We start from the raw sequence: 21,812 nt of genomic DNA, 5'->3' as shown, positions 1-21,812 counted from the left end.
TTACTCTTCGTATTCGGCTTCGACGACGGTCTCGCCGTCCTCGACGAAGCGCGCGGCGTGCACGCGGACCTTCCGCGGCGGGTTCTTCTGGCCTTCCGACCAGACGGCCTCGTTGATGGAGGGGTCCAGACGGACCTCGTCCTCGTCGACCGTGAAGTGCTTCGCGAGGTGTTCGCGGATGATGGTCATCGCCTGTCCGGCCTGCTCGTGTTGGGGCACCTTCGTCACGTCGCGCAGTGGGACGGTGACGATGCGCTCCTCGAAGTCGCTGGCGGACATTATTCGTCGGTGTCGTTACGCCGCCAGTTGCGGCGCTTCGGGTTACGCTGGACGTCCCGGTTCGTCTTCATCATGACCCACGCGGGCACGCGGCTGTTCTGGCGTTCGAGTTTCGCCAGTCGCTTCTTCTGCGCCTTCGATTTCTTGCCCATAGTGGTCGTCGCTACCACCGCCGTCGTTAAAACCTTGTTCTTCTGAAGCCGCGTCAGCGCCGCCGCGAGAGGTCGACGGCGTGGACGGTCTCGTATTCGGGCCCCTCGTGGGTGAGCACGCTCTCCGTGAGCCGGACCTCGGCGACGCGCATCGTCCCGACCTCGGGGTGGCGGTCGCGCACGAGGTCCTGAACGAGTTCCTTCCCGCCGGCGTGTTTCATCCGCGCGAGCGTGACGTGGGGCGTGAAGTCGTGTTCCTCGGCCTCGAAGCCGTGCTCCTCGACGAACTCCGTCTCGATGGCCTCGTGCAACTGGGCGAGTTCGGCGCTGCCGTCGCCGACGCCGAGCCACACCACGGAGATGTAGTCGAGGCTCGGGAACACGCCGAGCCCGCCGAGTTCCGCGTCGAAGGGCTCGACGCCGCTCTCATCGACCGCGTGCTCCAGGGCGGCCGCGAGTTCGTCCTCGCGGGCGTCCTCGACCTCGCCGAGGAACTTCATCGTGACGTGCGTCTGCGTCGAGTCCACGAAGTCCAATCCCTCGGCGTCGGCGAACTCGGCTTGCAGGGCCGCGACGTCGTCGGCGAGCCGGTCGGGGAGGTCGACACTGACGAACAGCCGCATACCGGCCGTTCTCGGTGCGTTGCCCTTAACCTCCCGGCCGCGCTAGACGCGTGTATGACTGACCGAGAGGAGCCCGAGCCGCCCGAGGCACCCGACGACCACGAGTTCTCCGAGGGGCAGGGCTTCGACGAGCCCTACGAGGGGTTCGACCTCGACCCGCCGGAGCTCTCCGTCGACGACCCGTCCAGCGTCGACCCCGTCGACAGCCGCGTCGTCAGCGACTCCCTGGACGAGCGCGTCGTCCAGAACGACGACGTCGACGCCGACGAACTCATCGACGTCGGCCTCAGCTACCTCGGCATCAACCGCCACGAGCAGGCCGCCGACGCCTTCGAGCGCGCCGCGCGCTTCACCGACGACGAGGACGTCGAACAGGAGGCGTGGGTGAACAAGGGCATCGCGCACGGCCAGATGGAGGAGTGGGACGAGGCCGTCGGCGCGCACCGCGAAGCAATCTTCGTCGCCGAGGACGGCGACTTCGAGGCGGAAGCGCACACGAACCTCGCGTACGCACTCTGGGAGTTCAGCGAGGACGAGCAAGCCTACGAGCACGCCGAGGAGGCCGTCCGGAAGAACGACCGCCTCCCGCAGGCGTGGTACAACCTCGGCTTCATCGAGAACGAGCGCAGCCGCCACGAGCAGGCCCTCGACGCGCTGAACAACGCCGTCCGGCTGGGCTTCCAGCAGGCCGACGTCTACGAGGAGAAGCAGCGCGCCCTCGAAGCGCTCGGTCGTGACGAGGAGGCGCAGGCCGTCGCCGAGCAAGCCGAAGACATCCGGGAGGCCCAGGAGCGGGACCTCGTCGAGCGCGAGTGATGATACTCAGCGAACGACAGACAGACCGCGGCCTCCTCGTCACCGCCTGCGACCCGGACGTCCTCGGGGAGACGTTCGCCAACGGCGACACGGAGTTCACCGTGAACGAGGAGTTCTACGGCGGCGAGACCGTCGACCCGGACGCCGTCCGCGAGTCACTGGCCCGCGCGAACGTCGCGAACCTCGTCGGCGTCGAGGTCGTCGACCTCGCCATCGAGGAGGGCCACGTCGAGGAAGCGAACGTCCTCGACCTCGACGGCACCGTGCACGCGCAGTTCATGCGTCTCTAATTCCCGTTTTCTGGCGTCAGCGATACCGGCAGGTCTCCCGGCACCGAAGAACAATAGTGTCCGCGCCCCCTATCCGACCGTAATGGAAGCCACCGAGCAGGACCCCCTCGACGTCGACGCCATCCGGGCCGACTTCCCCATCCTCGACCGGGAGGTCAGCGACGGCCAGCGGCTCGTCTACCTCGACAACGCGGCGACGACGCAGACGCCCGAGCAGGTCGTCGACGTCTTCTCGGACTACTACCGCGGGTACAACGCGAACGTCCACCGCGGCATCCACCAGCTCAGCCAGGAAGCCTCCATCGCGTACGAGGAGGCCCACGACCGCCTCGCCGACTTCGTCGGCGCGGACGGCCGCGAGGAGATGATCTTCACGAAGAACACCACCGAGTCCATCAACCTCGTGGCGTACGCGTGGGGGCTCAACGAGCTCTCGGAGGGCGACGCGGTCGTGCTCTCGGAGATGGAGCACCACTCGTCGTTCGTGACGTGGCGCGAAATCGCGAAGAAGGTCGGCGCGGAGGTCCGCTACATCCGCGTCGACGAGAACGGCTACCTCGACATGGACCACGCCGCGGAACTCATCGACGAGGACGTCGAGATGGTCTCCGTGGTGCACGCCTCGAACGTCCTCGGCACCGTCAACCCGATGCGCGAACTCGCGGACCTCGCCCACGAGCAGGACGCGCTCATTCTCGGTGACGGCGCGCAGTCCGTTCCGAACCGCCCGGTCGACGTGAAGGAACTCGACGTCGACTTCTACGTCTTCTCCGGCCACAAGATGGCCGGTCCGACCGGTATCGGCGGCCTCTACGGCAAGCGCGAGATTCTCGAGGACATGGAGCCGTTCCTCTACGGCGGCGACATGATTCGGCGCGTCTCCTTCGAAGAGACGACGTGGAACGACCTCCCGTGGAAGTTCGAAGCCGGCACGCCGCTCATCGCGCAGGGCATCGCGCTCGCGGAAGCCGCCGACTACCTCGACGACGTCGGCATGGAGGCCATCCAGGCGCACGAGGAAGCCGTCACGGAATACGCCTACGAGCGCCTCGACGAGTTCGACGACGTGGAAATCTACGGCCCGCCCGCCGACGACCGCGGTGCCGTCGTCGCGTTCAACGTCGACGACATCCACGCCCACGACCTCGCCTCGATTCTGAACGACCACGGCATCGCCATCCGCGCCGGCGACCACTGTACGCAGCCGCTCCACCAGAAACTCGACATCGCCGCGTCCGTACGCGCGTCGTTCTACTTCTACAACACGAAGGAGGAAGTCGACGCGCTCGTCGACTCGCTGGACGCCGCGCGGGACATTTTCAACTAGCGCACGCACTTTTTGCTGCGCTCGGCGGCGCTACGCGCCGCTCTCTGCTCACGGGCGCGGAGCGCCCGTTCGCACGGCCAGCGGGACCTCCGGTCCCGCTCGGCTGGCGAAACTTGCGGAAAAAGCACTCCTCCCTCCCTACGGTCGGTCGTCGGCCTGCGCTCGCTCACTTCGTTCGCCACGCGCAGTGAACCGCGTCGTTCGGGCTCTTCGAGCCACTCACTCGCGGATGCTGACTCTCTCTGGTGTGACGTTCCGCGGAACGTTTTTACGGCGTTCTGCCCTACGAACGCTCAATATGAGTATGGGCTCGGACATGTACCGGCAGCAGATTCTCGACCACTACCGCAACCCCCGGAACCACGGCGAGCTCGGCGACGCGACGTTCTCCCACGACGGCTACAACCCATCGTGTGGCGACGAACTGGAGTTCGACGTGAAGCTCGAAGACGACGGCGAGACGATCGAGCGCGTGGCGTTCCGCGGCGACGGCTGCGCCATCAGCCAGGCCTCCGCGAGCATGCTCACGCAGAAGCTCCCGGGGATGACCCTCGAGGAAGTGAAAGAGCTCGACACCGACGACGTCCTCGACATGCTCGGCGTCGAAGTGACGCCGATGCGCGTGAAGTGCGCGGTGCTCTCCGAGAAGGTCGTGCAGGACGGCGCGAAAATCTACGAGGGCGAAGCCGACGTCGACGAGACGACCACCGAAGACGACGAGTAACGCTCGCTGCTCGCCGATACGCTCGTTTCTCCGTTCTTCCGCGACAAAACGGCGACTGTTGTAGTCCTACTACTTGACCAACACTCCAAGCATTCGCGGTGCGAGCGGCTTGGAAAGCCCGAGCACCGCGATTCACTCCGTGAACGAGCGCAGCGAGTGAACGGAGGCCGACGAGCGACCGTAGGGAGCGAGGAGTGCTTTTAGCGTAGCTTTTGCCGAGGCGCGGCGAAGCCGCGCCGCAGAGCAAAAGCTACTGCTATTCCGGCTTAATCCCGCCGTCCTGGACGCGCATGACGGCTTCGCCGTCGGCGAGGTTGGGCGCGTCGACGAGCTTGACGATGCGCTTGTCGTTCTTCGACTTGCGGAGGTACATCCGGAACGTGGACTTGTGGCCGAGGATGTTGCCGCCGATGGGCTTGGTGGGGTCACCGAAGAAGGAGTCCGGGTTGGACTGCACTTGGTTGGTGACGACGACGGCAGCGTTGTAGAGGTTGCCGACCTTGTCGAGGTCGTGGAGGTGTTTGTTGAGCTTCTGCTGGCGGTCGGCGAGTTCGCCGCGGCCGACGTACTCCGCGCGGAAGTGCGCGGTCAGGGAGTCCACGCAGAGCAGGCGGACGGGGTACTCGTCGTCCTCGTACTCGGAGGCGATCTCCTGGGCCTTCTCCGCGAGGAGCATCTGGTGGTTGGAGTTGAACCCTTTCGCGACGTGGATCTTGTCGAGGAACTCCGCGACGAGCGCCTCCATCGCTTCCTCGTCGTCGGGGGTGCCGTCGATGTCGCGGTCGTCCATCGCGGCCTGAATCTTCTCGTCGCTGAGTCCGCGCACCATGTCGTCGACGCGTTCGGGGCGGAACGTGTCCTCGGAGTCGATGAAGATGGCGCGACCGCGCAGCCCGCCCTGCTCCTGGGGGAGCTGAACGTTCACCGAGAGCTGGTGAGTGACCTGGGACTTGCCGGCACCGAACTCGCCGTACACTTCCGAGATGGACTGGGTCTCGATGCCGCCGCCGAGCATCTCGTCGATTTCGGGGACATTCCAGGTGAGCTTGCCGATCTGTTCGCGGCGTTCGAGCACGGTCGCGCCGGTCTCGAAGCCGCCGACGTCGGCGGCCTCACGCGCGCCCTGGATGACGTCTGCGGCGGTGCTGTCGCCGATGTCTGCGGTGTTGGAGAGCTCGCCGGCGGACGCGACGGCGATGCTCTGGAACGACTCGAATCCGCTCTCTCGGAGTTTCTCCGCGGTCGCGGGGCCGACGCCGGGGAGTTCCTCGAGGTCTGCTTCGGGCATGTACACAGGGGTTGTCCCCACCGCATCATAAAGCCTCGTATACACCGGATTGAAAGTGAAACTGGCGCGCGGGACTGTCCGCCGACCGCCCGGTGAGTCTGCGACGGGCAACTTAACAGGCAGCGCGGCCTACCGCGGTGTATGACTGACGCAGGCACGTTCTGCCCCCGCTGCGGCGACGCCATCGACGCCGACGGCGACGGCGTCACCCGCCGCGAGCGCTCGCTGTGTGACGCCTGCTACTTCGAGGACTTCGAGTTCGTGGACGCGCCCGAACGCATCGAAGTGATGGTGTGCGCGCGCTGTGGCGCGGTCCACCGCGGGAACCGCTGGGTGGACGTCGACGCCGACGATTACACCGACGTCGCCATCGAGGAGACCAGCGAGGCGCTGGCGGTCCACGTCGAAGCCGAGGACGTCGACTGGGAGGTCCGCCCCGAGCAGGTCGACCAGAACACGATTCGCATGCACTGCCTGTTCACGGGCGTCGTCCGGGACGAAGTCCAGACCGAGGAGGTCGTCGTCCCGGTGAAGGTCAGCCGCCAGACGTGCAAGCGGTGTGGGCGCATCGCGGGCGACTCGTTCGCGTCCATCGTGCAGGTGCGGGCCGTCGGCCGCGACCCGACCACCGAGGAGACCGAGCGCGCGAGCGAACTCGCCGACCAAATCGTCGCCGACATGGAGGCCACGGGCGACCGGAACGCCTTCGTCACGGAGGTCTCGGAGGCCGAGTCCGGCATCGACCTCAAACTCTCGACGAACAAAATCGGGCTGAAACTCGCGCGCAAGCTCATCGAGGAGTTCGGCGGGAGCTTCGAGGACCACGAGAAGCTCGTCACCGAGGACGAGGACGGCAACGAGGTCTACCGCGTGACGTACGCCGTCCGCCTCCCCGAGTTCACGCCCGGCGACGTCATCGGCCTCGCGGACGACGACGGCGGCCCAGTGCTCGTGCGCTCGGTCCACGGCAACCTCAAGGGCGTCCGCGTCACCACGGGCGAGCCCTACGAGGCGAGCTACGAGGACGGCGACGCGCCCGACGCGCGGAAGCTCGGCTCGATAGACGACACCACGGACGCCACCGTCGTCACCGTCGAGGACGACAACGCCGTCCAGATTCTCGACCCCGAAACCTACGAGTCCAAGACCGTCCCGCGCCCGGACTACGTGGACGCCGACGCCAGCACCGTCCCGGCGTTCAAGTCCCGCGCCGGCCTCCACGTCCTCCCCGAGGCCTGATGGACCTCGCCGTCGTCGTCCCGAAACCGGATTCTGAAGCCCGCATCGCCGCCCTGGAAGCCGAGGGCGTCTACGACGACGCGCGGAAAGTCCGCGAACACGACGCCGAGCGCGTCGAACTCCCAGTCACCGCGCGCCCGAGCGACACGCCCATCGAGCGTGTCGTCGAGCAGTCCGACCCCGAGTTGCGCGCGCCCGGCCTCGACGACTTGCTCCGCGAGCGCGGCTGGAGCGAGGCCGAGCGCGACCGCGCGCCGTCGTCGTGGGCGGTCGTCGGCACCGTGATTCTCGCTGACTTCACCGACTGCCCGCGTCCCACGGAGGTTGGGGATGCGCTGCTGGACCTCCACAGCGAGGCCGACACCGTGCTCGCGCGCGGCGGCATCGACGGCGAACACCGCGAACCCGACGTCTCCGTCGTCGCGGGCGCGGGCGACACCGAAACCGTCCACACCGAGCACGGCACGAAGTACGCGCTCGACCTCTCGCGGGTGATGTTCGCACCGGGGAACAAGGCCGAGCGCGCCCGCATGGGCGAGGTCGTGCGCGACGGCGAACAAAGTGAGCCGTCGGAATGCGCGAGTAGCGAGGGACGGAGTTCCTCGGACCATTCGAGCGGGCGAAGCCCGCGAGAAGACGGGAACGGAGGACCCGCGAGCGGCGACGGCGAGCGCGTTCTCGACATGTTCGCTGGCATCGGCTACTTCGCGCTCCCGATGGCGCGCGCCGGCGCTACTGTCACCGCCGTCGAGAAGAACCCCGAGTCGTTCCGCTACCTCGCGGAGAACGCCCAGCTCAACGACGTCAGCGAGAACCTGGACTGCGTGCTCGGGGACTGCCGCGAAGTCGACAGTGAAGCCGACCGCGTCGTCATGGGCTACTACGACGCGCTCGGCGGCGGCCCCGTCGACGAGGTCGAAACGAGTGAGGGCGGCCCGGGCTACCTCGACGCCGCGCTCGACAACCTCGTCTCTGGCGGTGTTCTCCACGTCCACAGCGCCGTTCCGGAGGCCGAGCTGTGGGAACGGCCCGAGTCGCGGCTCCGTGCGGGCTGCGAGCGGGCGGGCCGCTCGGTCGACATCGAGGCACGACGGCGCGTGAAGTCACACAGCGCGGGCGTCGAGCACGTCGTGCTGGACGCGCGAATCGCGTAACCAGTACGGCTTTGGCGGGCGAACCCCACGGTTCGGGTATGACGCGAGACCAGATACTCGCTCTCTTCCTCACGGCGCTGATGTTGGGCTCCTCGCTCGTCTACGGCCTCTCGTTCTTCTAGCTACTCGGCGTCCCAGACGTCCGCAAGTGGGCTCCCGGAGCGCGAACTGCGGTCGCCGCTGCTATCACGGTCGTCGCTCGCGCTGCTTTGCTCGCTCGTGCTCGTACTCGCGCTCGACGACGTGCTCGACCCGCGGCTGGACGTGTACGTCAGTTCCACCTGGTCGACGCCGCCCGAGATAGCGGCCAGCGCAGCGGCCGCGTCGGGTTCGGGGAGGTCGGGCGTCGTCCTCGCGTCCACCTGGTCGCGGAACCACGGCGGCATGTCGGTGCGCGCGCGGTCGAAGAGGTCGAGGATGCTCGAATCCACGACGTAGGTCGCGCCGTGGTCGTCGGGCGCGCGGACGACCCGCCCGCAGCCCTGAATCACGGTCTGGAGCGCCGTCCGGTAGTACCACGCCCACTGGCCGTCCGCGAGCCGCGCGGCCACCCGCGAGTCGTTCGTGTTCAGGAACGGCGCCTTGCAGAGCACCTGCCAGCGCCCGAGGTCGTACTTCAGGTCGAGGGCTTCCTCCATCTTCACCGCGACGAACACCTCGGGGTCGTCGCTTTCCTTCCAGCGCTCCAATTCGGCGTCCCGGGTGTCCGAGTCGTGCGTGCGCACGCGGTCGCCGACCCCGAACTCCTGCAGGTGACCGGCGAGTTTCTCGGCGATGTCGTAGGAGTGGGCGTGCACGATGCCCTTCTCGTCGGGGTGGTGGGCCATCACGCGCACCACCGTCTCGGCGACCTTCGGGAGCGTCTGCTCGCGGTCCTCGTAGGTCATCTTCCCCTGCGTCACGTCGTACAGCGGGCGGTTCTCCAGCGGAAACGTGTGTTCGACGTCGACGAGCGCGACGTTCGACGGGTCGAGGCCGACGCTCCGGCAGAACGCCTCCTTGTTCAGAATCGTCGCGGAGAGGAGCGCGAACTTGTTCGCGCGGTCCCACACCGTGTGCTTGAGGTAGCGCTCGGGGTCCATCGGCTTCACCGTCACCGACTGCTCGTCGGCGTCTCGCGGGCGCTGCCCGCTCGACTGTTCCGAGGCGCTTCGCGCCTCGCTATCCACGACCCACGTCGTCGCGGACTCGGGGTCCTTGTAGTCCTCCACGAACCAGTTCAGCTCCGAGATGAGTTCCTGGAGGCGGTCGCGTTTCCCGGCCTCCTCGGGCGTGAGTTCGTCCTGTCCGAGCAGTTCGTCCTTCGCGCTCTCGCAGGTCCGCACGAGGTGTTCGGCGAAGTTCACCGCGGCGTCCGGGTCGCCGTCCACGTCCGGCACGCGCACGTCCGCCCAGACGGGGACGGTGTGCTCGTTCAGGTCGATGGTCGCGTACATCTCCGCCCACTCCGCGAGCCCGTGCGCCTCGTCGATGACGCAGACGTCGCGCTTGCGGAACACCTCCGAGCCCGCGGTGCGCATGAAGTACGCCAGCGTCATCGCGGCGTACTCCCGGGAGGAGGCGATGGCGCGGTCGGAGAAGTACGGGCAGCGGTGTTTGACCGCGCAGTCGTAGCCGCGCTCGCGGGCGCAGGGCGCGCGGTCGACCGGCGTGTCCTCCTCGCCCGGCAGAATACAGGTGTAGTTGGACTTCCCGCGGATGAGTTTGAGGTCGTCGAGCAGGTCGTCCTCGGCGACGTCGTCCAGCTGGGAGACCTGCGGGGTCGTGTAGTACGCGCCCGTCGGGTCGACGGGGTCGGCGTCCTCGACGCGGCGCGCGCAGCCCATGATGGCGCGCGCGATGAGGCTCTTCCCGCTGCCGGTGGGCGCGCGCACCAGTACCACGTCGTTGCCCGCGTCGAACGCGTCGCGGACGTCCCGCAGGGCCTGCTGCTGGGCGCCGCGGAACTCGGGGGCGGGGAACTCCCCGACGATGCGCTCGGGATTCACTGTCGGAAGCAGGCGGGCCGCTCGGATAACCTCACTGCTCGCCGAGCGCGGCCACGTCGCCCGCACCCGGTTCGTCGGGGAGCGCGTCGATGCAGTCGAAACAGAGGAAGAATTCCGAATCGTCCTCAGAAGCGCTTCGCGCTTCTGATGGGGTGCAGGAGTCGCTCTGCGACTCCTGAACGTCCGTAAATTCGAGGGTCATCCCGCCAGTGCCCGTCGGGTCCATCGTCCAGATGTCGCCGATACCGCCCGCGACTCGGACGCTGTCGCCACAGCCCTCGCAGCGCTCGCTCATACCCTCACTTGGGGGCAAGCGGGCAAACCCTTTCGGCTGGACCGTCCTCGACAGTTAAGCGGCCGCGGGCCCACATTCCGGTATGCGCGTGCTCGTCACGGGTGCCACCGGCTTCGTCGGTGGGCACCTCGTCCCCGAACTCGTCGCCGCCGGCCACGACGTCCGGGCGCTCGTCCGCGACCCCGAGCGCTACGACGCCCCGGAGGGCGTCGACGTCGTCGCCGGCGACCTGCTCGACGCCGAAACACTGTCGGGCGTCTTCGACGGCGTCGACGCCGCGTACTACCTCGTGCACTCGATGGGGTCGGGCGGCGACTTCGCCGAGCGCGACCGTCGCGCCGCCCGGAACTTCGCGGCGGCCGCCGACGCCGCCGCCGTCTCCCGGGTGGTCTACCTCGGCGGCCTCGGGGAGACCGGCGACGACCTCTCCCCGCACCTCGCCTCGCGGCGCGAAGTCGAGGCCGTGCTCGCGGACGCCGCCTTCGACCTCACGACGCTGCGCGCCGCGGTCATCGTCGGCGCGGGGAGCGCGGGCTTCGACGTCGTCTACCAGCTCGTCGACAAACTCCCCGTGATGGTGACGCCGAAGTGGGTGCGTACGCCCTGCCAGCCCATCGCCGTCCGCGACGTCGTCGCCTACCTCGTGGGCGTCCTCGACCACCCCGGGACGGCGGGCGAGACGTACGAAGTCGGCGGGCCGCAGGTGCTCTCCTACGAGACGATGCTCGAACGCACCGCCGAACTCGCGGGCAAACGCCTCCTCGTCCTCCCGGTCCCCGTGCTCTCGCCGCGGCTGTCGACGTACTGGGTGGACCTCGTGACCGACGTGCCTCGGTCTGTCGCCCACCCGCTGATTCACGGCCTGAAGAACCCCGTCGTCGTCACCGACCACGGCATCAGGGACGTGATTCCCGTCGAGTTGACGCCGTTCGAGGACGCCGCCAAGCGCGCGCTCCGAGAGTACGGGGAGGACGTCGATGGGTGACACCGACCGCGAGCGGATGCAGGCGGTCTACGGTGAGGCGTGGGTGTACGAGAGCATCGTCGGCGCGATTCCCGGCGTCGATGTCTCGGACCGTACCGCCGTCATCGTCCAGTTCGCGGGCTTCGAGGCGGTGTTGCTCGCGCTCGCGTTCGCCTACGACCTCCCCGGTACTATCATCCCGGGGACCGCCGCCGTCGTCGTCGCCGCGGCGGGGAGCGCGTTCATGCTCGACATCGGCCGTCGCGCTCGGAACCCCGGCGTGCCGGTCCGCTACCGGCGACTGCTGTTCGCGTCCAGCATCGAAGTCGTCCTCGGCGTCGTCGCGTACGTCGCCCTCCTGACCTACTTGTTCGTCTACGACCCGCGGGACGGCGCGACGCTGTTCGCGGCGCTGCTCGGCGAGCGGCCGCCCGTGCTCCCCGCGGCGTTCGCGCTGCTCGTGCTCTGGGACGTCTGCTACCGCATCGGCACGGGCTGGTGGGCGGCGGTCGTCGCACTCTGGCGGTCGCTCTCCTACGACTTCGACGCCGACACCGCCGCCGTGGTGCGCGCGGTCGACCGGCGGACGCTGGCGTTCGGCGCGCTCCAGACCGTGATGCTGCCGTTCGTCTGGACGCACCCGCCGCTGGTGGTCGCCGTCGCGGGCCACGTCGCCGCGGTCGTGCTCGTCGCTACCGGGTCGCTGCTCGCGATAAAACAGGGCGGCTAGTTCGACTGCAGCTGCTGGAACTGGTCGATGAGGTCCTCGGCTGAGTCGCCGTCCTCGAACTCCACGGAGCCCTCGTAGGTCGTCCGGGTGTCGTCGTCGGCGACCTCGACGTTGTTGGTCTTCGCTTCGCGGCGTTCGTGTTCGGCTTCGTCATAGGCACCCATAGACATGGTAACTACACCCATCCTTTGTGGTTTGGTAGTATGAATGTAACGGACGTTCACGACCGTCGGCCTAGAACGAAACCTGGCCGGGGCCGTCGGTCCCCATCGGCGTCGGGTCGCGGTCGCTGTAGCCGATGCGGCCGACCGCGTCGGCGTCGAGCGCGCTGTACACCGCGAACGTCGCGTCCTGGGCGTCCTCGAAGCGCGTCTCGCCGGTGCGCTCGATGACGGATTCGAGGCTCTCGCTGCCGTCGGGGTGGGCGAGCTCGTGGTCCCCGATGGCGTCGGCCAGCTCGTCGGCGGTCAGCGGGTAGCTCTGCGATGCGAGGACGTCGGCGGTCTCTCGGAGCGTCATTAACATCACGAACTTTCACGATACACAAGTACGTTACCCATGAACGATAATGAAGAATTTAATTTGTCTAAGGACGATTGTATGGCAGGGAGAGTCACACCAGTTCGTTTAGGTGCCGGCGTCCCGGCGTCCTAGTATGGTCTACGCGGACCTCCACGTCCACACGCAGCACTCCGACGGCACGCTCACGCTCGACGAGGTGCCCGCGGCCGCCAGCGAGGCCGGCGTCAGCGCCGTCGCGGTCACCGACCACGACCGCATCCACCCCGGCTTCGACGCGCCCGTCGACGAGCGCGCCGGCGTCGAAGTCGTCGCCGGCATCGAACTCCGCGTCGCGACTGGCGACCAGCGCCTCGACCTCCTCGGCTACGGTGTCACCCCCACGGACGCGCTCGTCGCCGAGACCGACCGCATCCAGCGCGACCGCGTCGCTCGCGGCCGCGCCATCATCGAGAGCGTCGAGGCCGAACTCGGCGTCTCACTGGACGTCGAACCCCGCGAGGGACTGGGCCGCCCGCACATCGCCCGCAGCGTCGTCGCCCACCCCGACACCGCTTACGACACGCCCGACGCGGTCTTCGCGGACCTCATCGGCAACGACGGCCCGTGCTTCGTCGCCCGCGACGTCCCGGACTTCGAGACGGGCGTCGAACTCCTCACCGAAGCCTGTAGCGTCGTCGGCCTCGCACACCCGCTCCGGTATCCCGACCCCGAGGCCGCGCTCGCGCGCTGCGACGCGCTCGACGCCGTCGAACTCCACTACCCCTACGACCGCCCCGTCGGCGAGGCTCCCGACGAGGACGGCCGCGCACTCGTCGAGGCCGCCATCGACGAGTACGACCTCCTCCCCGCGGGCGGCAGCGACGCCCACGGCCGCGAACTCGGGAGGACGGGACTCGACGAGGCCGCGTACGCCGACTTCCGCGCGCGGCTCTGAGGACTGACAGAAGCGTGCCGGTGCCGTGAGGTTCAGGTAGCTGTGGGCCGAACGGAGGCGTATGCAGTGTCACTACTGCGACCGGGACGCGGACCTCACCGTCGAGAAGGGCGGCCTGAAGGTCGGCGTCTGCGAGGAGCACTTCCAGGAGCGGCTCGACGAGCTTTCCGACAGCGACGCCCTCCAGCAGCTCCGAGAGCAGCTCGAAATCGAACGGTCGTAGTGACCCCCGCAGCGGTTCCGCCCGCTAACTGACGCCCTCCTTAACGGCTCGGGTCGACGTCGATTGCGTCCACCGGACAGACGTCCACGCAGAGCATGCAGTCGATGCACTGGGATTCGTTGGCGGGGTCGGCTTTCCGCTCGGACTCGGGGTGGCCGGGCGTGTCCACCCACTCGAAGACGTCCACCGGGCAGTCCTCCAGACAGGCGCCGTCCGCCAGACAGATGTCGAAGTCGACGGCGACGTGCGTGCCGTGAATCCCGAGTTTCTCCGGTTCGTCGACCGGCCCCCAGACGTCGTGGCCCTTGTGCGTGTCCACCTGCTCGCGGTTCTCGTGGAACTGCGGGTCGATTGCCATACCCACGAGTCGGGCGCCCGGCAGTATCAACCCCGCGGGTATCACGTTCGCGCGCGACGAGTCAGGCTTATCCGAATTCGCGGCGTCGCTGCGTACATGCGAAAAGTCCGCCTCGACGACCTCGACTCCCGGATGGGGCCCGCCGACCGGAACGTCCCGCTGACGGACGCGCTCGGCGCCGCCAACGCCGCGTTCAACTACTACGAACTCGACGCGGGCGACAGCTTCGCGTACGGCCTCCACAGCCACGAGAACCAGGAGGAGATTTTCCACGTGCTCGCCGGCACGGTCACCTTCGAGACGCTCGACGTCCAGCAGTCCGCCACGCCCGACGACGAGCCCGCCAGCACCGAGGAAGTGGAAGTCGGCGCGGGCGAACTCGTGCGCTTCGGCCCCGGCGAGTTCCAGCGCGGCGTCAACCGCGGCGACGAGCGCGTCCGCGCGCTCGCCATCGGCGCGCCACAGGAGGCCGGCGACACCGAGATTCTCCGCGAGTGCGAGGACTGCGGCGAGACCACCACCCAGACAATCGAACTCGCCGACGACCACTCCGAGATTCGCGCCGTCTGCGAGGCCTGCGGCGCGGTCACCGGGCGCTTCGACTGACGCGGCCGACGGATTTCTTGTCCCCCCCGACCGTAGGTAGAGGTATGTCCGAGCATCCGCCGCGGCTGGTCTTCGACGACGACTGCGGGTTCTGCACGTGGTGTGTGCACTTCGCCGAGCGCCACGGCGACGTCGAAATCGTGGGGTTCTCCGAGCTCTCCCCCGACCAACTCGCGCGGCTCCCCGCCGACTACGAGCGCTCCGCGCACCTGCTCACCGACGACGCCGTCTACTCCGGGGGTGCCGCCATCGAGCACACGCTCGCGCACGACTTCTCGGCGCTCGCGCCCGTCTTCGCGGTGCTGCGCGAGGTGCCGGGCTACGAAAACCTCCGCGAGCACCTCTACCGCTGGGGCGCGAACAACCGCGACCTCCTCGGGAAAATCGTCCGCGACGAGCCGCCCGCCCGCCAGTAGTCAGTCCGCGAGTTCTCGACGGCGCCGACCTCCGCGACGGCGCGCGTCGTCGCGACGTAGTCCGCGCGCTCGACGTACTCGCCAAGTCCGTCGCCGTTCTCGATGTCCGCCACGTCGCCGCTCCCTGTTTCGACTGCCTCACGCAGCGCCTCTACCCAGCTCTCGTCGGGCGCGCGGTCCGGACAGTTACGACTTGTGCGTCCTCGTCGGGGTCTGCGGTGTCCAGTCGGAGCATGTGGTGCCGACCGTAGTCGCCGACCGCCACGCGGATGCGGTACGTCTCGCCGTCGACCCGGAGGTGCGACTGCGGCTCGAACGTACGTGCGGCGTCGCGTCGCTCCTCGTGGGGTCCTACGTCGTAGGAGCCGTTCTCCAGCATCTCGTCGGCGATAGCACGCTCGCTATCGTTCAGCGACTCGTAGTCGAGTACCTCGCCGTCGCCCGCGTTGTCGTTCGCGCTCACGAGGCTGTAGTCGTAGGTCGCCTCCCCGGCGAATCCCGTGAACGTCGCCGTCGGCTCGTACGTCTCGCCGCGGAACTCCAGATACTCGAACTGGCCGAGCGCGAGCGTCTCGGGCTCGACTTCGCGGCTCGCGAGGAGGTCGACGCGCCCGTCCGCGCTCGCGGCGTCCGCGACGAGTTCGTGGAGCGCGGGCGACGCGACGGCGACCGGCGAACCGTCGGGAACGTTCGAGGCGGGGACTGCTTCGCCGGCGAGAACACGCTCGCCGAGAGAGGTGCTGTCGGCTGTCGTGCCCACCGAAGTCGGTTCCGTCGTCTCGGGCGATGCGTCGGCACCGCTCGCACAGCCCGCGACGACGGCGAGCAGCGCCGCACCGCCGGCTCGGAGGGCGTCTCTGCGGGAGACCATGCGCCGGCGTTCCCGCGGCGCCGGTAAGTGTCTTGTCGCGAGGTGTGCCCGCTGCGTCTCGGCAGAATCAGTCTGCGGCCTTCGGCCGGACCAGCGACTGCGTGAAGTTCGCAAACAGCTGCTTGGCCTCGCAGGCCGCCGCGTAGTTCTCGGGCGTGATGCCGTCCAGCACGTCCTGTTTGCGCTCGTCGCCGAGGTCGTCCTTCCGCGTGGTGACGTCCGCGGCGGTCTCGGTGTCGTACTCGGGGTGGAACTGGACGCCCACCGACTCGCCGAGCCGGAACGCGTGGACGCCGTAGTCGTTCTCCGCGAGCAACTGCGCGCCCGGCGGCAGGTCCACGACCGCGTCCGAGTGCGTGGTGAACGCGGTGAACGTCTCGTCGATGCCGTCGAACAGCGGGTCGTCGGCGACGCGCTCGACGCGCCGGTAGCCGATTTCGTACTCGCCCATGTCGTCGACACGACCGCCGAGCGCCGCCGCGACGACCTGGTGGCCGAAACAGACCCCGAGGACGGGGACGCCCGCGTCGTGGCAGTCCGCGACGTACGCCACGAGCGGGTCGATCCAGTCCTCGTCCCAGTACACCGACGACCGCGACCCCGTGACGACGACGCCGTCGAACTCGCATCGCTCGTTCGACGAGCCCCCGGTCGCGTCGCTCCCGGGGACTCCGTCGTAATCGTGGCTGTCGGGGAGGTCGCCGTCGGCGGCGTGGAACTCCACGAGCTCCGCGTCGAGTTCGCGGCGGAAGTTCCGCGTGGTGTCGGTCGGGTCGTGGGCCGCGTTCAGCAACGCGACGCGTGGCCGGTTCATGGCAGTTCGAAGTCGACCACAGTCAAAAGGCGTTTCGGCACCCACACGTCCTGTCGCGGTGTCGGAGACGGGGATGACAGGCCGTCTCCGCCTCTCCCGTCGGTAGTCGGACTATCCGATGCGCTGCGTGGTAACGACTAACGTACTAGAACATAACTCTACGGAACGACGCAAACGTTCGCGACGTCTCCGAACCACCTTTGGTGCGCTCGCTCCCTCCTCTGACGTAGGATGCGCGCCATCAAGGACAGCGTTCACGACTGGGTGGAGGTCGACGGCGTCGCCGAAGCCCTGCTGGACACGCCGCCCGTCCAGCGCCTGCGCCACATCAAGCAGCTCTCGACGATTCGGCTGGTCTACCCCTCGGCGAACCACACGCGCTTCGAGCACTCGCTGGGCGTCTACCACCTCGCCGACCGCGCGCTCGCCAACCTCGACGTCACCGGCGCGCGCGCCGACACCGTCCGCGCCGCCGCGCTCCTCCACGACGTCGGCCACGGTCCCTACGGCCACCAGACCGAGGGCATCATTCAGCGCCACCTCGGCCGCCACCACGACGACGTCGCCCACCTCCTCGTGGACGGCGATATTGGGGCTGTGCTCCGCGACCACGGCCTCGACCCCGACCGGGTCGCCGCGACCGTCCGCGGCGACGGCAAACTCGGCCAGCTCGTCGCGGGCGAACTGGACGTGGACCGGATGGACTACCTCGTGCGGGACGCCCACCACTCCGGCGTCCCCTACGGCACCATCGACTACGGCCGGCTGCTGCGCGCGCTCACCTTCCGCGGCGACGACCTCGTGCTCGCGGAAGGCAACGTCGCGACCGCCGAATCCCTGCTGGTCGGGCGCGCGCTGATGAACGCGACCGTCTACCGCCACCACGTCTCCCGCATCGCGGGGTCGATGCTCGATCGCGCGGGCGAACGCCTCCTCGACACTGCCGCCATCGACCCCGAGTCGTTCGCGCGCATGACCGACGCCGAACTCCTCGGCGCGCTCCGCGAGCACGACGCCACCGCCGACGCCGCCCGCCGCATCACCGAGCGCGACCTCTACAAGCGCGCCGTCTGGGCCGAACGCGGCGACGTCCCCGGCGACGTCGTGGACGCCGACTACGCGGCCGTCCGTGAGTTCGAGCGCGAGATTGCCGACACCGCCGGCGTCCCCGACAGCGAGGTCGTCGTGGACAACCCCGGCCACCCGTCGATGCCCGAATCCTCCGTGCGCGTCGTCGTCGGGGACGACGTCCGCCCGCTCGACCAGCAGTCCCCGCTCGTGCAGGGCTTACAGGAATCCCAGCGCGTGCAGTGGCGCTTCGGCGTCTACGCGCCCGACGAGCACGTCCCCGAAGTCGCCGCCGCCGCCGAGCACGTGCTCGGCCTCGACGGCGTCGGCGACACGTCAGAACAGTAGTCAGGCCTCGTAGAGGTCCGTCGAGAGGTAGCGTTCGCCGCCGTCCGGGAGCACGGCAACGATCACCTCGTCGGGGTGCTCGCGGGCGTACTCCGCGGCCGCCGCGACCGCCGCGCCCGCGGAGATGCCGACGAGCAGGCCGGCCTCGCGGCCGACCCGCCGCGCCGCCGCCTTCGCCGCCTCGTCTTCGACGCTGCGCACCTCGTCGACGACGTCCGTGTCCAGTACGTCCGGGAGGAAGCCCGGGCCGATACCCTGGATGGCGTGGCTCGCGTCACTGCGCTCGGAAAGCGTCGGCGACGCGTCGGGTTCGACCCCGACCATCGTCACGTCCGCACTCTCGTCCTCGGTGAGGTAGCGGCCGACGCCCGTGATGGTGCCGCCCGTGCCGACGCCGGCGACGACCGCGTCGACCGCGCCGCCGGTGTCTTCGTAGATTTCCGGGCCGGTGGTCCGGCGGTGGGCGCGGGCGTTCGCGGGGTTCTCGAACTGCCGCGCCAGTATCGCGTTCTCGCGCTCCGCGGCGAGCTCCGCGGCACGCTCGTTCGCGCCGCCCATCCCCTCGTCGGCGGGCGTCAGTTCGAGGTCCGCGCCGAGCGCGCCGAGCAGCGCGCGCCGCTCCTCGGACATCGACTCGGGCATCGTCAACACGCAATCGTAGCCCCGGGCGGCCGCGACCGACGCCAGCCCGATGCCCGTGTTCCCGCTCGTGGACTCCACGACCGTCCCGCCGGGTTCGAGGTCGCCGGCGTCCTCAGCGGCGTCCAGCATCTCGCGGGCGATGCGGTCTTTCACCGAATACGGGTTCGCGGCCTCGACCTTCCCGAGGAGGTTCTGTGCGAACGCGTCTAGTCGGAGCAGCGGCGTCTCGCCGACCAGTTCGTCGACGGACGATACCACGTCGCCGTCTTCGAGTCTCGTGTGCGCCTGCATCCACTGGGCCTACCGCCGCCGACAGAATGAGCCGTCTCCCGAAGACGTTCGCCTACGCGCTCGCGACTTCCCGCAGAATCTCCGGCGCGGCTTCCAGCGCCTCGTCGAGTTTCTCCGTGTCGGGGCCGCCGCCCTGCGCGAAGTCCGGCGGGCCGCCGCCGCCGCCGCCGACCATGCTCGCGAGTTCGCCGACCACGTCGCCCGCGTTCACAGACACGCCCTCCGGCACCGCGACGACGAACTGCGCGCCGTCCTGCCCGGAGCCGACGACTGCTATCTTGCCCTCGGCGACGAGCGCGTTCGCCGTCGCCTGGAGTTCGTCCATGTCGCCGTCGAGGCGCTGGAGGACCGCCGTCGCGTCCGCGACCTCGACCTCCTCGCCGCCAGCGCCGCCCGAGGCGCGGGCCTCCGCGACCTGTTCTTTGAGGTCCTCGATGGTCTTCCCGCGCTCCTTCCACTCCGTGAAGAATCGCTCGGCGGTCTCGGGCACCTCGCTCGGTGCCACGTCGAACGTCTCCGCGGCCGCCAGCAGGTCGTCCTCCAGTTCCTGGACGTGCTCGACGGCGGCGTCGCCCGCGGCGAACGTCAGCCGCTCGACGCCGTCCTGCACGCGCTCGGTGTTCAGCAGTTTGATGGCCCCGATTTCGCCGGTGCGGTTGACGTGCGTCCCGCCGCAGGCCTGGACGTCCTCGGCGACGTGAATCAGGCGGATGTTCTCGCCCGCCGGAATCCCGCCCTGGTAGAGGTCGAAGCCGTACTTCTCCTCGGCCTCGTGGCGGTGGGGCCACTCGCGCTGCACGCTCGTGTTCTCGCGCACGATGTCGTTGGCGACGCGCTCGATGCGCTTGGCCGTCTCGCGCTCGATGCGCTCGTAGTGCCGGACGTCGATGCGCGAACTCTCCGTGCCCTTCTGCGCGCCCGCCTGCCGGACGTGCTCGCCGAGCACCTCGCGGGCGGCGTGGACGACCACGTGCGTCGCGGTGTGGTGGGCCATCAGGCGCTGGCGGCGCTCCATGTCGATTTGGCCGCGCACGAACTCGCCCTTCCCGGGGTCGTCCGTAGTGCGGTGGAGCACCACGCCGTCGCGCTTCTGGACGTCCACGACGTCGACGGACTGGTCGTCCGTCGCCAGCGTGCCGTGGTCGGCCGGCTGGCCGCCGCCCTCGGGGTAGAACATCGTCTGGTCGAGCACCACGTCGTACACCTCCTCGCCGTCCTCCTCGCGCTCGAAGACGTCGAGCACGACCGCCTCGAACTCCGAGCGGTAGGGGTCGTCGTAGTACAGCGCCTCCGTCTCCGGGAGGTCGTCGAGGCGCTCGTCCTCGCTCTCCTCGGTTTCGAGCGGCTCCGCGGAGTCGTGGCGCTCGGCGACCAGCGAGTAGAAGTCGTCGGGAGCGTCCACGCTCGCGCCGACCTCGCTGGCGATGTCCTCGACCATGTCCGGCTGGATGCCGTGGGAGTCGTACAGTTCGATGAGTTCGCTGGTCGGAATCGCCTCGCCGCGCTCGGCGTACTCCTCGGCGAGTTGGCGGACCTTCCGGCCGCCGCGTTCCAGCGTCTCGGCGTACTTCTCGACCTCGCTGCGGACGATGCTGCGGACGGTGTCGCGGTTCTCGTAGTCGAGGCGCTCGGCCTGCATGTCCACGAGTTCGTCCAGTGGCACGTCCGCGCCGACGTTGTCCACGAGGCGCTTCGTGCGGCGCAGCACCATGCGCGCGAGGTAGCCCGTGCCGACGTTCGACGGCACGATGCCGTCACCGAACATGTACGCCAGCGTCCGGGAGTGGTCCGCGATAGCGTAGATGTCCTCGAGCGGGCGCAGCAGGTCGAGGAGCCGCTCGGTCTCGACGCCGAGCTGGTCGGCGATGTTGTCCCGCGCCGCCTCGATGTCCTCGGCCTCGTCGATGTCGAGGTGGCCCGCGAGCCTCGCCGCGCGGTGGACGAGCTGCTCTTCCGCCTCGGTGTGCTCGATACCCGCCTGTGCTTTCAGGAACTCGATGGCCTCGGGGTAGATGGCCTCGTAGACGGTGGGTGTGCCCTGGCTCACCCACGTCCAGCGCTCCAGCCCGTAGCCCGTGTCCACGATGTACGTGTCCATCGGGCTGTAGCGGTTGCCGTCCTTCATCTCGTAGTCGCCCTCGGGGTCCTGCTCCATCGACATGAAGACGAGCGTCCCGAGCTCCGCGCCCTTGTAGATGACCTCGAACGCCGGCCCGGCGTTCCCGCCGCCGACCCACGGGTCCTCGATGTACGTGATCTCCTCCGGGTCCGCACCCATGTCGACGAAGAACTCGTCGCAGTAGGCGACTGTCTCCTCCTTCCAGTAGACCTCACCCTCGTAGGCGTACTCCTCCTCGGCGTCCTCGCGGGCGTTGAACGCCGTGTGCGACATCATCTCGAACGCCATCGTGTGCCGACCCGTCTTTCCGACGTTGTCGATGTCCTGCATCCGGATGCAGGGCTGGCTGATGGTGAGGGGGTTCGCCGGCGGCGGCGTCTGCCCCGAGGTCACCAGCGGCTGGAAGTCGTAGATGGAGGCCTGCGTCAGCAGCACGTCGTCGCGCCACCGGTTCGCCGCGACCGGGTACGGGTCGATGCGTTCGTGGTCGTGGGCCTCGAAGAAGGAGAGGAACCGCTCGCGCATCTCTTCGAGGGTGTACTCGTCGTCGAACCCCGGGTCGTCGATGAACTGGTAGTCCTCGCAGGGTGGTTCGCCGCACGTCTCACGGTCCGGGTCGCGCGTCCAGAAGTGCGCCCCACACTCCGTGCACTCCCGTCGCTCGAAGTCCTCCTCCTCGAAGTAGTCGAGGCGGTACGCCGACTCGAGGTCGCTCATTACCAGTATGGTGG

General features: G+C 68.6%; 26 protein-coding genes. 13 read left to right on the top strand and 13 right to left on the bottom strand.

Going from position 1 to position 21,812, the window contains the following annotated elements:
* The 3 genes from LT974_RS00400 to thpR are packed head-to-tail and all read right to left on the bottom strand — an operon-like array spanning position 1 to position 1,054.
* Positions 1-279, bottom strand: a complete 279-nt coding sequence (locus LT974_RS00400; RefSeq protein WP_232588576.1) for a 50S ribosomal protein L31e — start codon at positions 277-279, stop codon at positions 1-3.
* Complete coding sequence (locus tag LT974_RS00395; RefSeq protein WP_059057931.1) at positions 279-431, bottom strand: 50S ribosomal protein L39e; 153 nt, start codon at positions 429-431, stop codon at positions 279-281. Before LT974_RS00395 ends, LT974_RS00400 begins: the two co-directional genes overlap by 1 nt.
* Before the next feature lie 53 nt (positions 432-484).
* Positions 485-1,054: an RNA 2',3'-cyclic phosphodiesterase gene (gene thpR, locus LT974_RS00390; protein ID WP_232588575.1), complete on the bottom strand. Its 570-nt coding sequence runs from the start codon at positions 1,052-1,054 to the stop codon at positions 485-487.
* 54 nt (positions 1,055-1,108) lie between these two features.
* Between thpR and LT974_RS00385 the strand changes: the two genes are divergently transcribed.
* From LT974_RS00385 to sufU, 4 genes are all read left to right on the top strand, one after another.
* The gene (locus tag LT974_RS00385; protein ID WP_232588574.1) at positions 1,109-1,870 is read left to right on the top strand and encodes a tetratricopeptide repeat protein; all 762 of its coding nucleotides are present in this window, start codon (positions 1,109-1,111) and stop codon (positions 1,868-1,870) included.
* Positions 1,870-2,160 carry a DUF424 domain-containing protein gene (locus LT974_RS00380; RefSeq protein WP_232588573.1) on the top strand — a complete coding sequence of 97 codons (291 nt, stop codon included), beginning with the start codon at positions 1,870-1,872 and terminating at the stop codon, positions 2,158-2,160. The genes LT974_RS00385 and LT974_RS00380 overlap by 1 nt, the downstream gene beginning before the upstream one ends.
* Positions 2,161-2,242: 82 nt before the next feature.
* A complete protein-coding gene (locus tag LT974_RS00375; RefSeq protein WP_232588572.1) occupies positions 2,243-3,487 on the top strand; it encodes an aminotransferase class V-fold PLP-dependent enzyme in 1,245 nt (414 codons plus the stop codon).
* 298 nt (positions 3,488-3,785) lie between these two features.
* On the top strand, positions 3,786-4,211 hold the full coding sequence (sufU, locus tag LT974_RS00370; protein ID WP_232588571.1) for a Fe-S cluster assembly sulfur transfer protein SufU: 426 nt from the start codon (positions 3,786-3,788) through the stop codon (positions 4,209-4,211).
* 256 nt (positions 4,212-4,467) lie between these two features.
* Here sufU and radA read toward each other — a convergent pair whose 3' ends face one another.
* Positions 4,468-5,499, bottom strand: coding sequence for a DNA repair and recombination protein RadA (gene radA / locus LT974_RS00365; protein WP_232588570.1), 1,032 nt, complete (start codon positions 5,497-5,499; stop codon positions 4,468-4,470).
* A 141-nt stretch (positions 5,500-5,640) separates the two neighbouring features.
* Between radA and LT974_RS00360 the strand changes: the two genes are divergently transcribed.
* Both LT974_RS00360 and LT974_RS00355 read left to right on the top strand, forming a co-directional pair.
* Positions 5,641-6,738 carry a 60S ribosomal export protein NMD3 gene (locus tag LT974_RS00360; RefSeq protein WP_232588569.1) on the top strand — a complete coding sequence of 366 codons (1,098 nt, stop codon included), beginning with the start codon at positions 5,641-5,643 and terminating at the stop codon, positions 6,736-6,738.
* Complete coding sequence (locus tag LT974_RS00355) at positions 6,738-7,892, top strand: class I SAM-dependent methyltransferase (protein ID WP_232588568.1); 1,155 nt, start codon at positions 6,738-6,740, stop codon at positions 7,890-7,892. Before LT974_RS00360 ends, LT974_RS00355 begins: the two co-directional genes overlap by 1 nt.
* 122 nt (positions 7,893-8,014) lie before the next feature.
* Here LT974_RS00355 and LT974_RS00350 read toward each other — a convergent pair whose 3' ends face one another.
* Together LT974_RS00350 and LT974_RS00345 are read right to left on the bottom strand one after the other, a co-directional pair.
* Positions 8,015-9,880, bottom strand: a complete 1,866-nt coding sequence (locus LT974_RS00350) for a helicase C-terminal domain-containing protein (RefSeq protein WP_232588567.1) — start codon at positions 9,878-9,880, stop codon at positions 8,015-8,017.
* Between the two features lie 31 nt (positions 9,881-9,911).
* Positions 9,912-10,175 carry a DUF7561 family protein gene (locus LT974_RS00345; protein ID WP_232588566.1) on the bottom strand — a complete coding sequence of 88 codons (264 nt, stop codon included), beginning with the start codon at positions 10,173-10,175 and terminating at the stop codon, positions 9,912-9,914.
* An 82-nt stretch (positions 10,176-10,257) separates the two neighbouring features.
* Between LT974_RS00345 and LT974_RS00340 the strand changes: the two genes are divergently transcribed.
* Both LT974_RS00340 and LT974_RS00335 read left to right on the top strand, forming a co-directional pair.
* Positions 10,258-11,160 (top strand): NAD(P)H-binding protein, encoded by a 903-nt coding sequence (locus tag LT974_RS00340; RefSeq protein WP_232588565.1) that lies wholly within the window; start codon positions 10,258-10,260, stop codon positions 11,158-11,160.
* The gene (locus LT974_RS00335; protein ID WP_232588564.1) at positions 11,153-11,869 is read left to right on the top strand and encodes a DUF7530 family protein; all 717 of its coding nucleotides are present in this window, start codon (positions 11,153-11,155) and stop codon (positions 11,867-11,869) included. Before LT974_RS00340 ends, LT974_RS00335 begins: the two co-directional genes overlap by 8 nt.
* On the opposite strand, the gene LT974_RS00330 is transcribed toward LT974_RS00335, so the two are convergent.
* Both LT974_RS00330 and LT974_RS00325 read right to left on the bottom strand, forming a co-directional pair.
* Positions 11,866-12,039 carry a DUF5786 family protein gene (locus LT974_RS00330; protein ID WP_169793419.1) on the bottom strand — a complete coding sequence of 58 codons (174 nt, stop codon included), beginning with the start codon at positions 12,037-12,039 and terminating at the stop codon, positions 11,866-11,868. The genes LT974_RS00335 and LT974_RS00330 overlap by 4 nt on opposite strands.
* 64 nt (positions 12,040-12,103) lie before the next feature.
* Entirely contained in the window at positions 12,104-12,388 is a 285-nt protein-coding gene (locus tag LT974_RS00325) for a DUF5789 family protein (RefSeq protein ID WP_232588563.1), read from the bottom strand.
* Between the two features lie 136 nt (positions 12,389-12,524).
* On the opposite strand from LT974_RS00325, the gene LT974_RS00320 reads away from it, so the two are divergent.
* Positions 12,525-13,325 carry a PHP domain-containing protein gene (locus LT974_RS00320; RefSeq protein WP_232588562.1) on the top strand — a complete coding sequence of 267 codons (801 nt, stop codon included), beginning with the start codon at positions 12,525-12,527 and terminating at the stop codon, positions 13,323-13,325.
* 61 nt (positions 13,326-13,386) lie between these two features.
* Positions 13,387-13,548, top strand: coding sequence for a DUF6757 family protein (locus LT974_RS00315; RefSeq protein ID WP_167244240.1), 162 nt, complete (start codon positions 13,387-13,389; stop codon positions 13,546-13,548).
* 40 nt (positions 13,549-13,588) lie between these two features.
* Here the strand turns inward: LT974_RS00315 and LT974_RS00310 are convergent, their stop codons facing one another.
* Positions 13,589-13,906 (bottom strand): 4Fe-4S dicluster domain-containing protein, encoded by a 318-nt coding sequence (locus LT974_RS00310; RefSeq protein ID WP_230889785.1) that lies wholly within the window; start codon positions 13,904-13,906, stop codon positions 13,589-13,591.
* 96 nt (positions 13,907-14,002) lie between these two features.
* Here LT974_RS00310 and LT974_RS00305 point away from each other — a divergent pair, with 96 nt between their 5' ends.
* Together LT974_RS00305 and LT974_RS00300 are read left to right on the top strand one after the other, a co-directional pair.
* The gene (locus LT974_RS00305) at positions 14,003-14,512 is read left to right on the top strand and encodes a cupin domain-containing protein (RefSeq protein ID WP_232588561.1); all 510 of its coding nucleotides are present in this window, start codon (positions 14,003-14,005) and stop codon (positions 14,510-14,512) included.
* A 44-nt stretch (positions 14,513-14,556) separates the two neighbouring features.
* Positions 14,557-14,928 carry a thiol-disulfide oxidoreductase DCC family protein gene (locus LT974_RS00300; protein ID WP_232588560.1) on the top strand — a complete coding sequence of 124 codons (372 nt, stop codon included), beginning with the start codon at positions 14,557-14,559 and terminating at the stop codon, positions 14,926-14,928.
* Between the two features lie 151 nt (positions 14,929-15,079).
* Here LT974_RS00300 and LT974_RS00295 read toward each other — a convergent pair whose 3' ends face one another.
* Together LT974_RS00295 and LT974_RS00290 are read right to left on the bottom strand one after the other, a co-directional pair.
* Positions 15,080-15,799 (bottom strand): hypothetical protein, encoded by a 720-nt coding sequence (locus LT974_RS00295; RefSeq protein ID WP_232588559.1) that lies wholly within the window; start codon positions 15,797-15,799, stop codon positions 15,080-15,082.
* 67 nt (positions 15,800-15,866) lie between these two features.
* Positions 15,867-16,613, bottom strand: a complete 747-nt coding sequence (locus LT974_RS00290; RefSeq protein WP_232588558.1) for a type 1 glutamine amidotransferase — start codon at positions 16,611-16,613, stop codon at positions 15,867-15,869.
* 231 nt (positions 16,614-16,844) lie between these two features.
* On the opposite strand from LT974_RS00290, the gene LT974_RS00285 reads away from it, so the two are divergent.
* Positions 16,845-18,029, top strand: a complete 1,185-nt coding sequence (locus LT974_RS00285; protein ID WP_232588557.1) for an HD domain-containing protein — start codon at positions 16,845-16,847, stop codon at positions 18,027-18,029.
* On the opposite strand, the gene cysK is transcribed toward LT974_RS00285, so the two are convergent.
* Together cysK and alaS are read right to left on the bottom strand one after the other, a co-directional pair.
* Positions 18,030-18,962, bottom strand: coding sequence for a cysteine synthase A (gene cysK / locus LT974_RS00280; protein WP_232588556.1), 933 nt, complete (start codon positions 18,960-18,962; stop codon positions 18,030-18,032).
* A gap of 52 nt (positions 18,963-19,014) precedes the next feature.
* Complete coding sequence (gene alaS, locus LT974_RS00275) at positions 19,015-21,798, bottom strand: alanine--tRNA ligase (RefSeq protein WP_232588555.1); 2,784 nt, start codon at positions 21,796-21,798, stop codon at positions 19,015-19,017.
* Between the last annotated feature and the right edge of the window lie 14 nt (positions 21,799-21,812).

This window comes from Halobacterium noricense, from assembly GCF_021233435.1.
In the GTDB taxonomy this organism is placed as follows: domain Archaea; phylum Halobacteriota; class Halobacteria; order Halobacteriales; family Halobacteriaceae; genus Halobacterium; species Halobacterium noricense.
The sequence above is the reverse complement of the archived record's forward strand: the minus strand, read 5'-3'. Positions and strand labels throughout refer to the sequence as shown.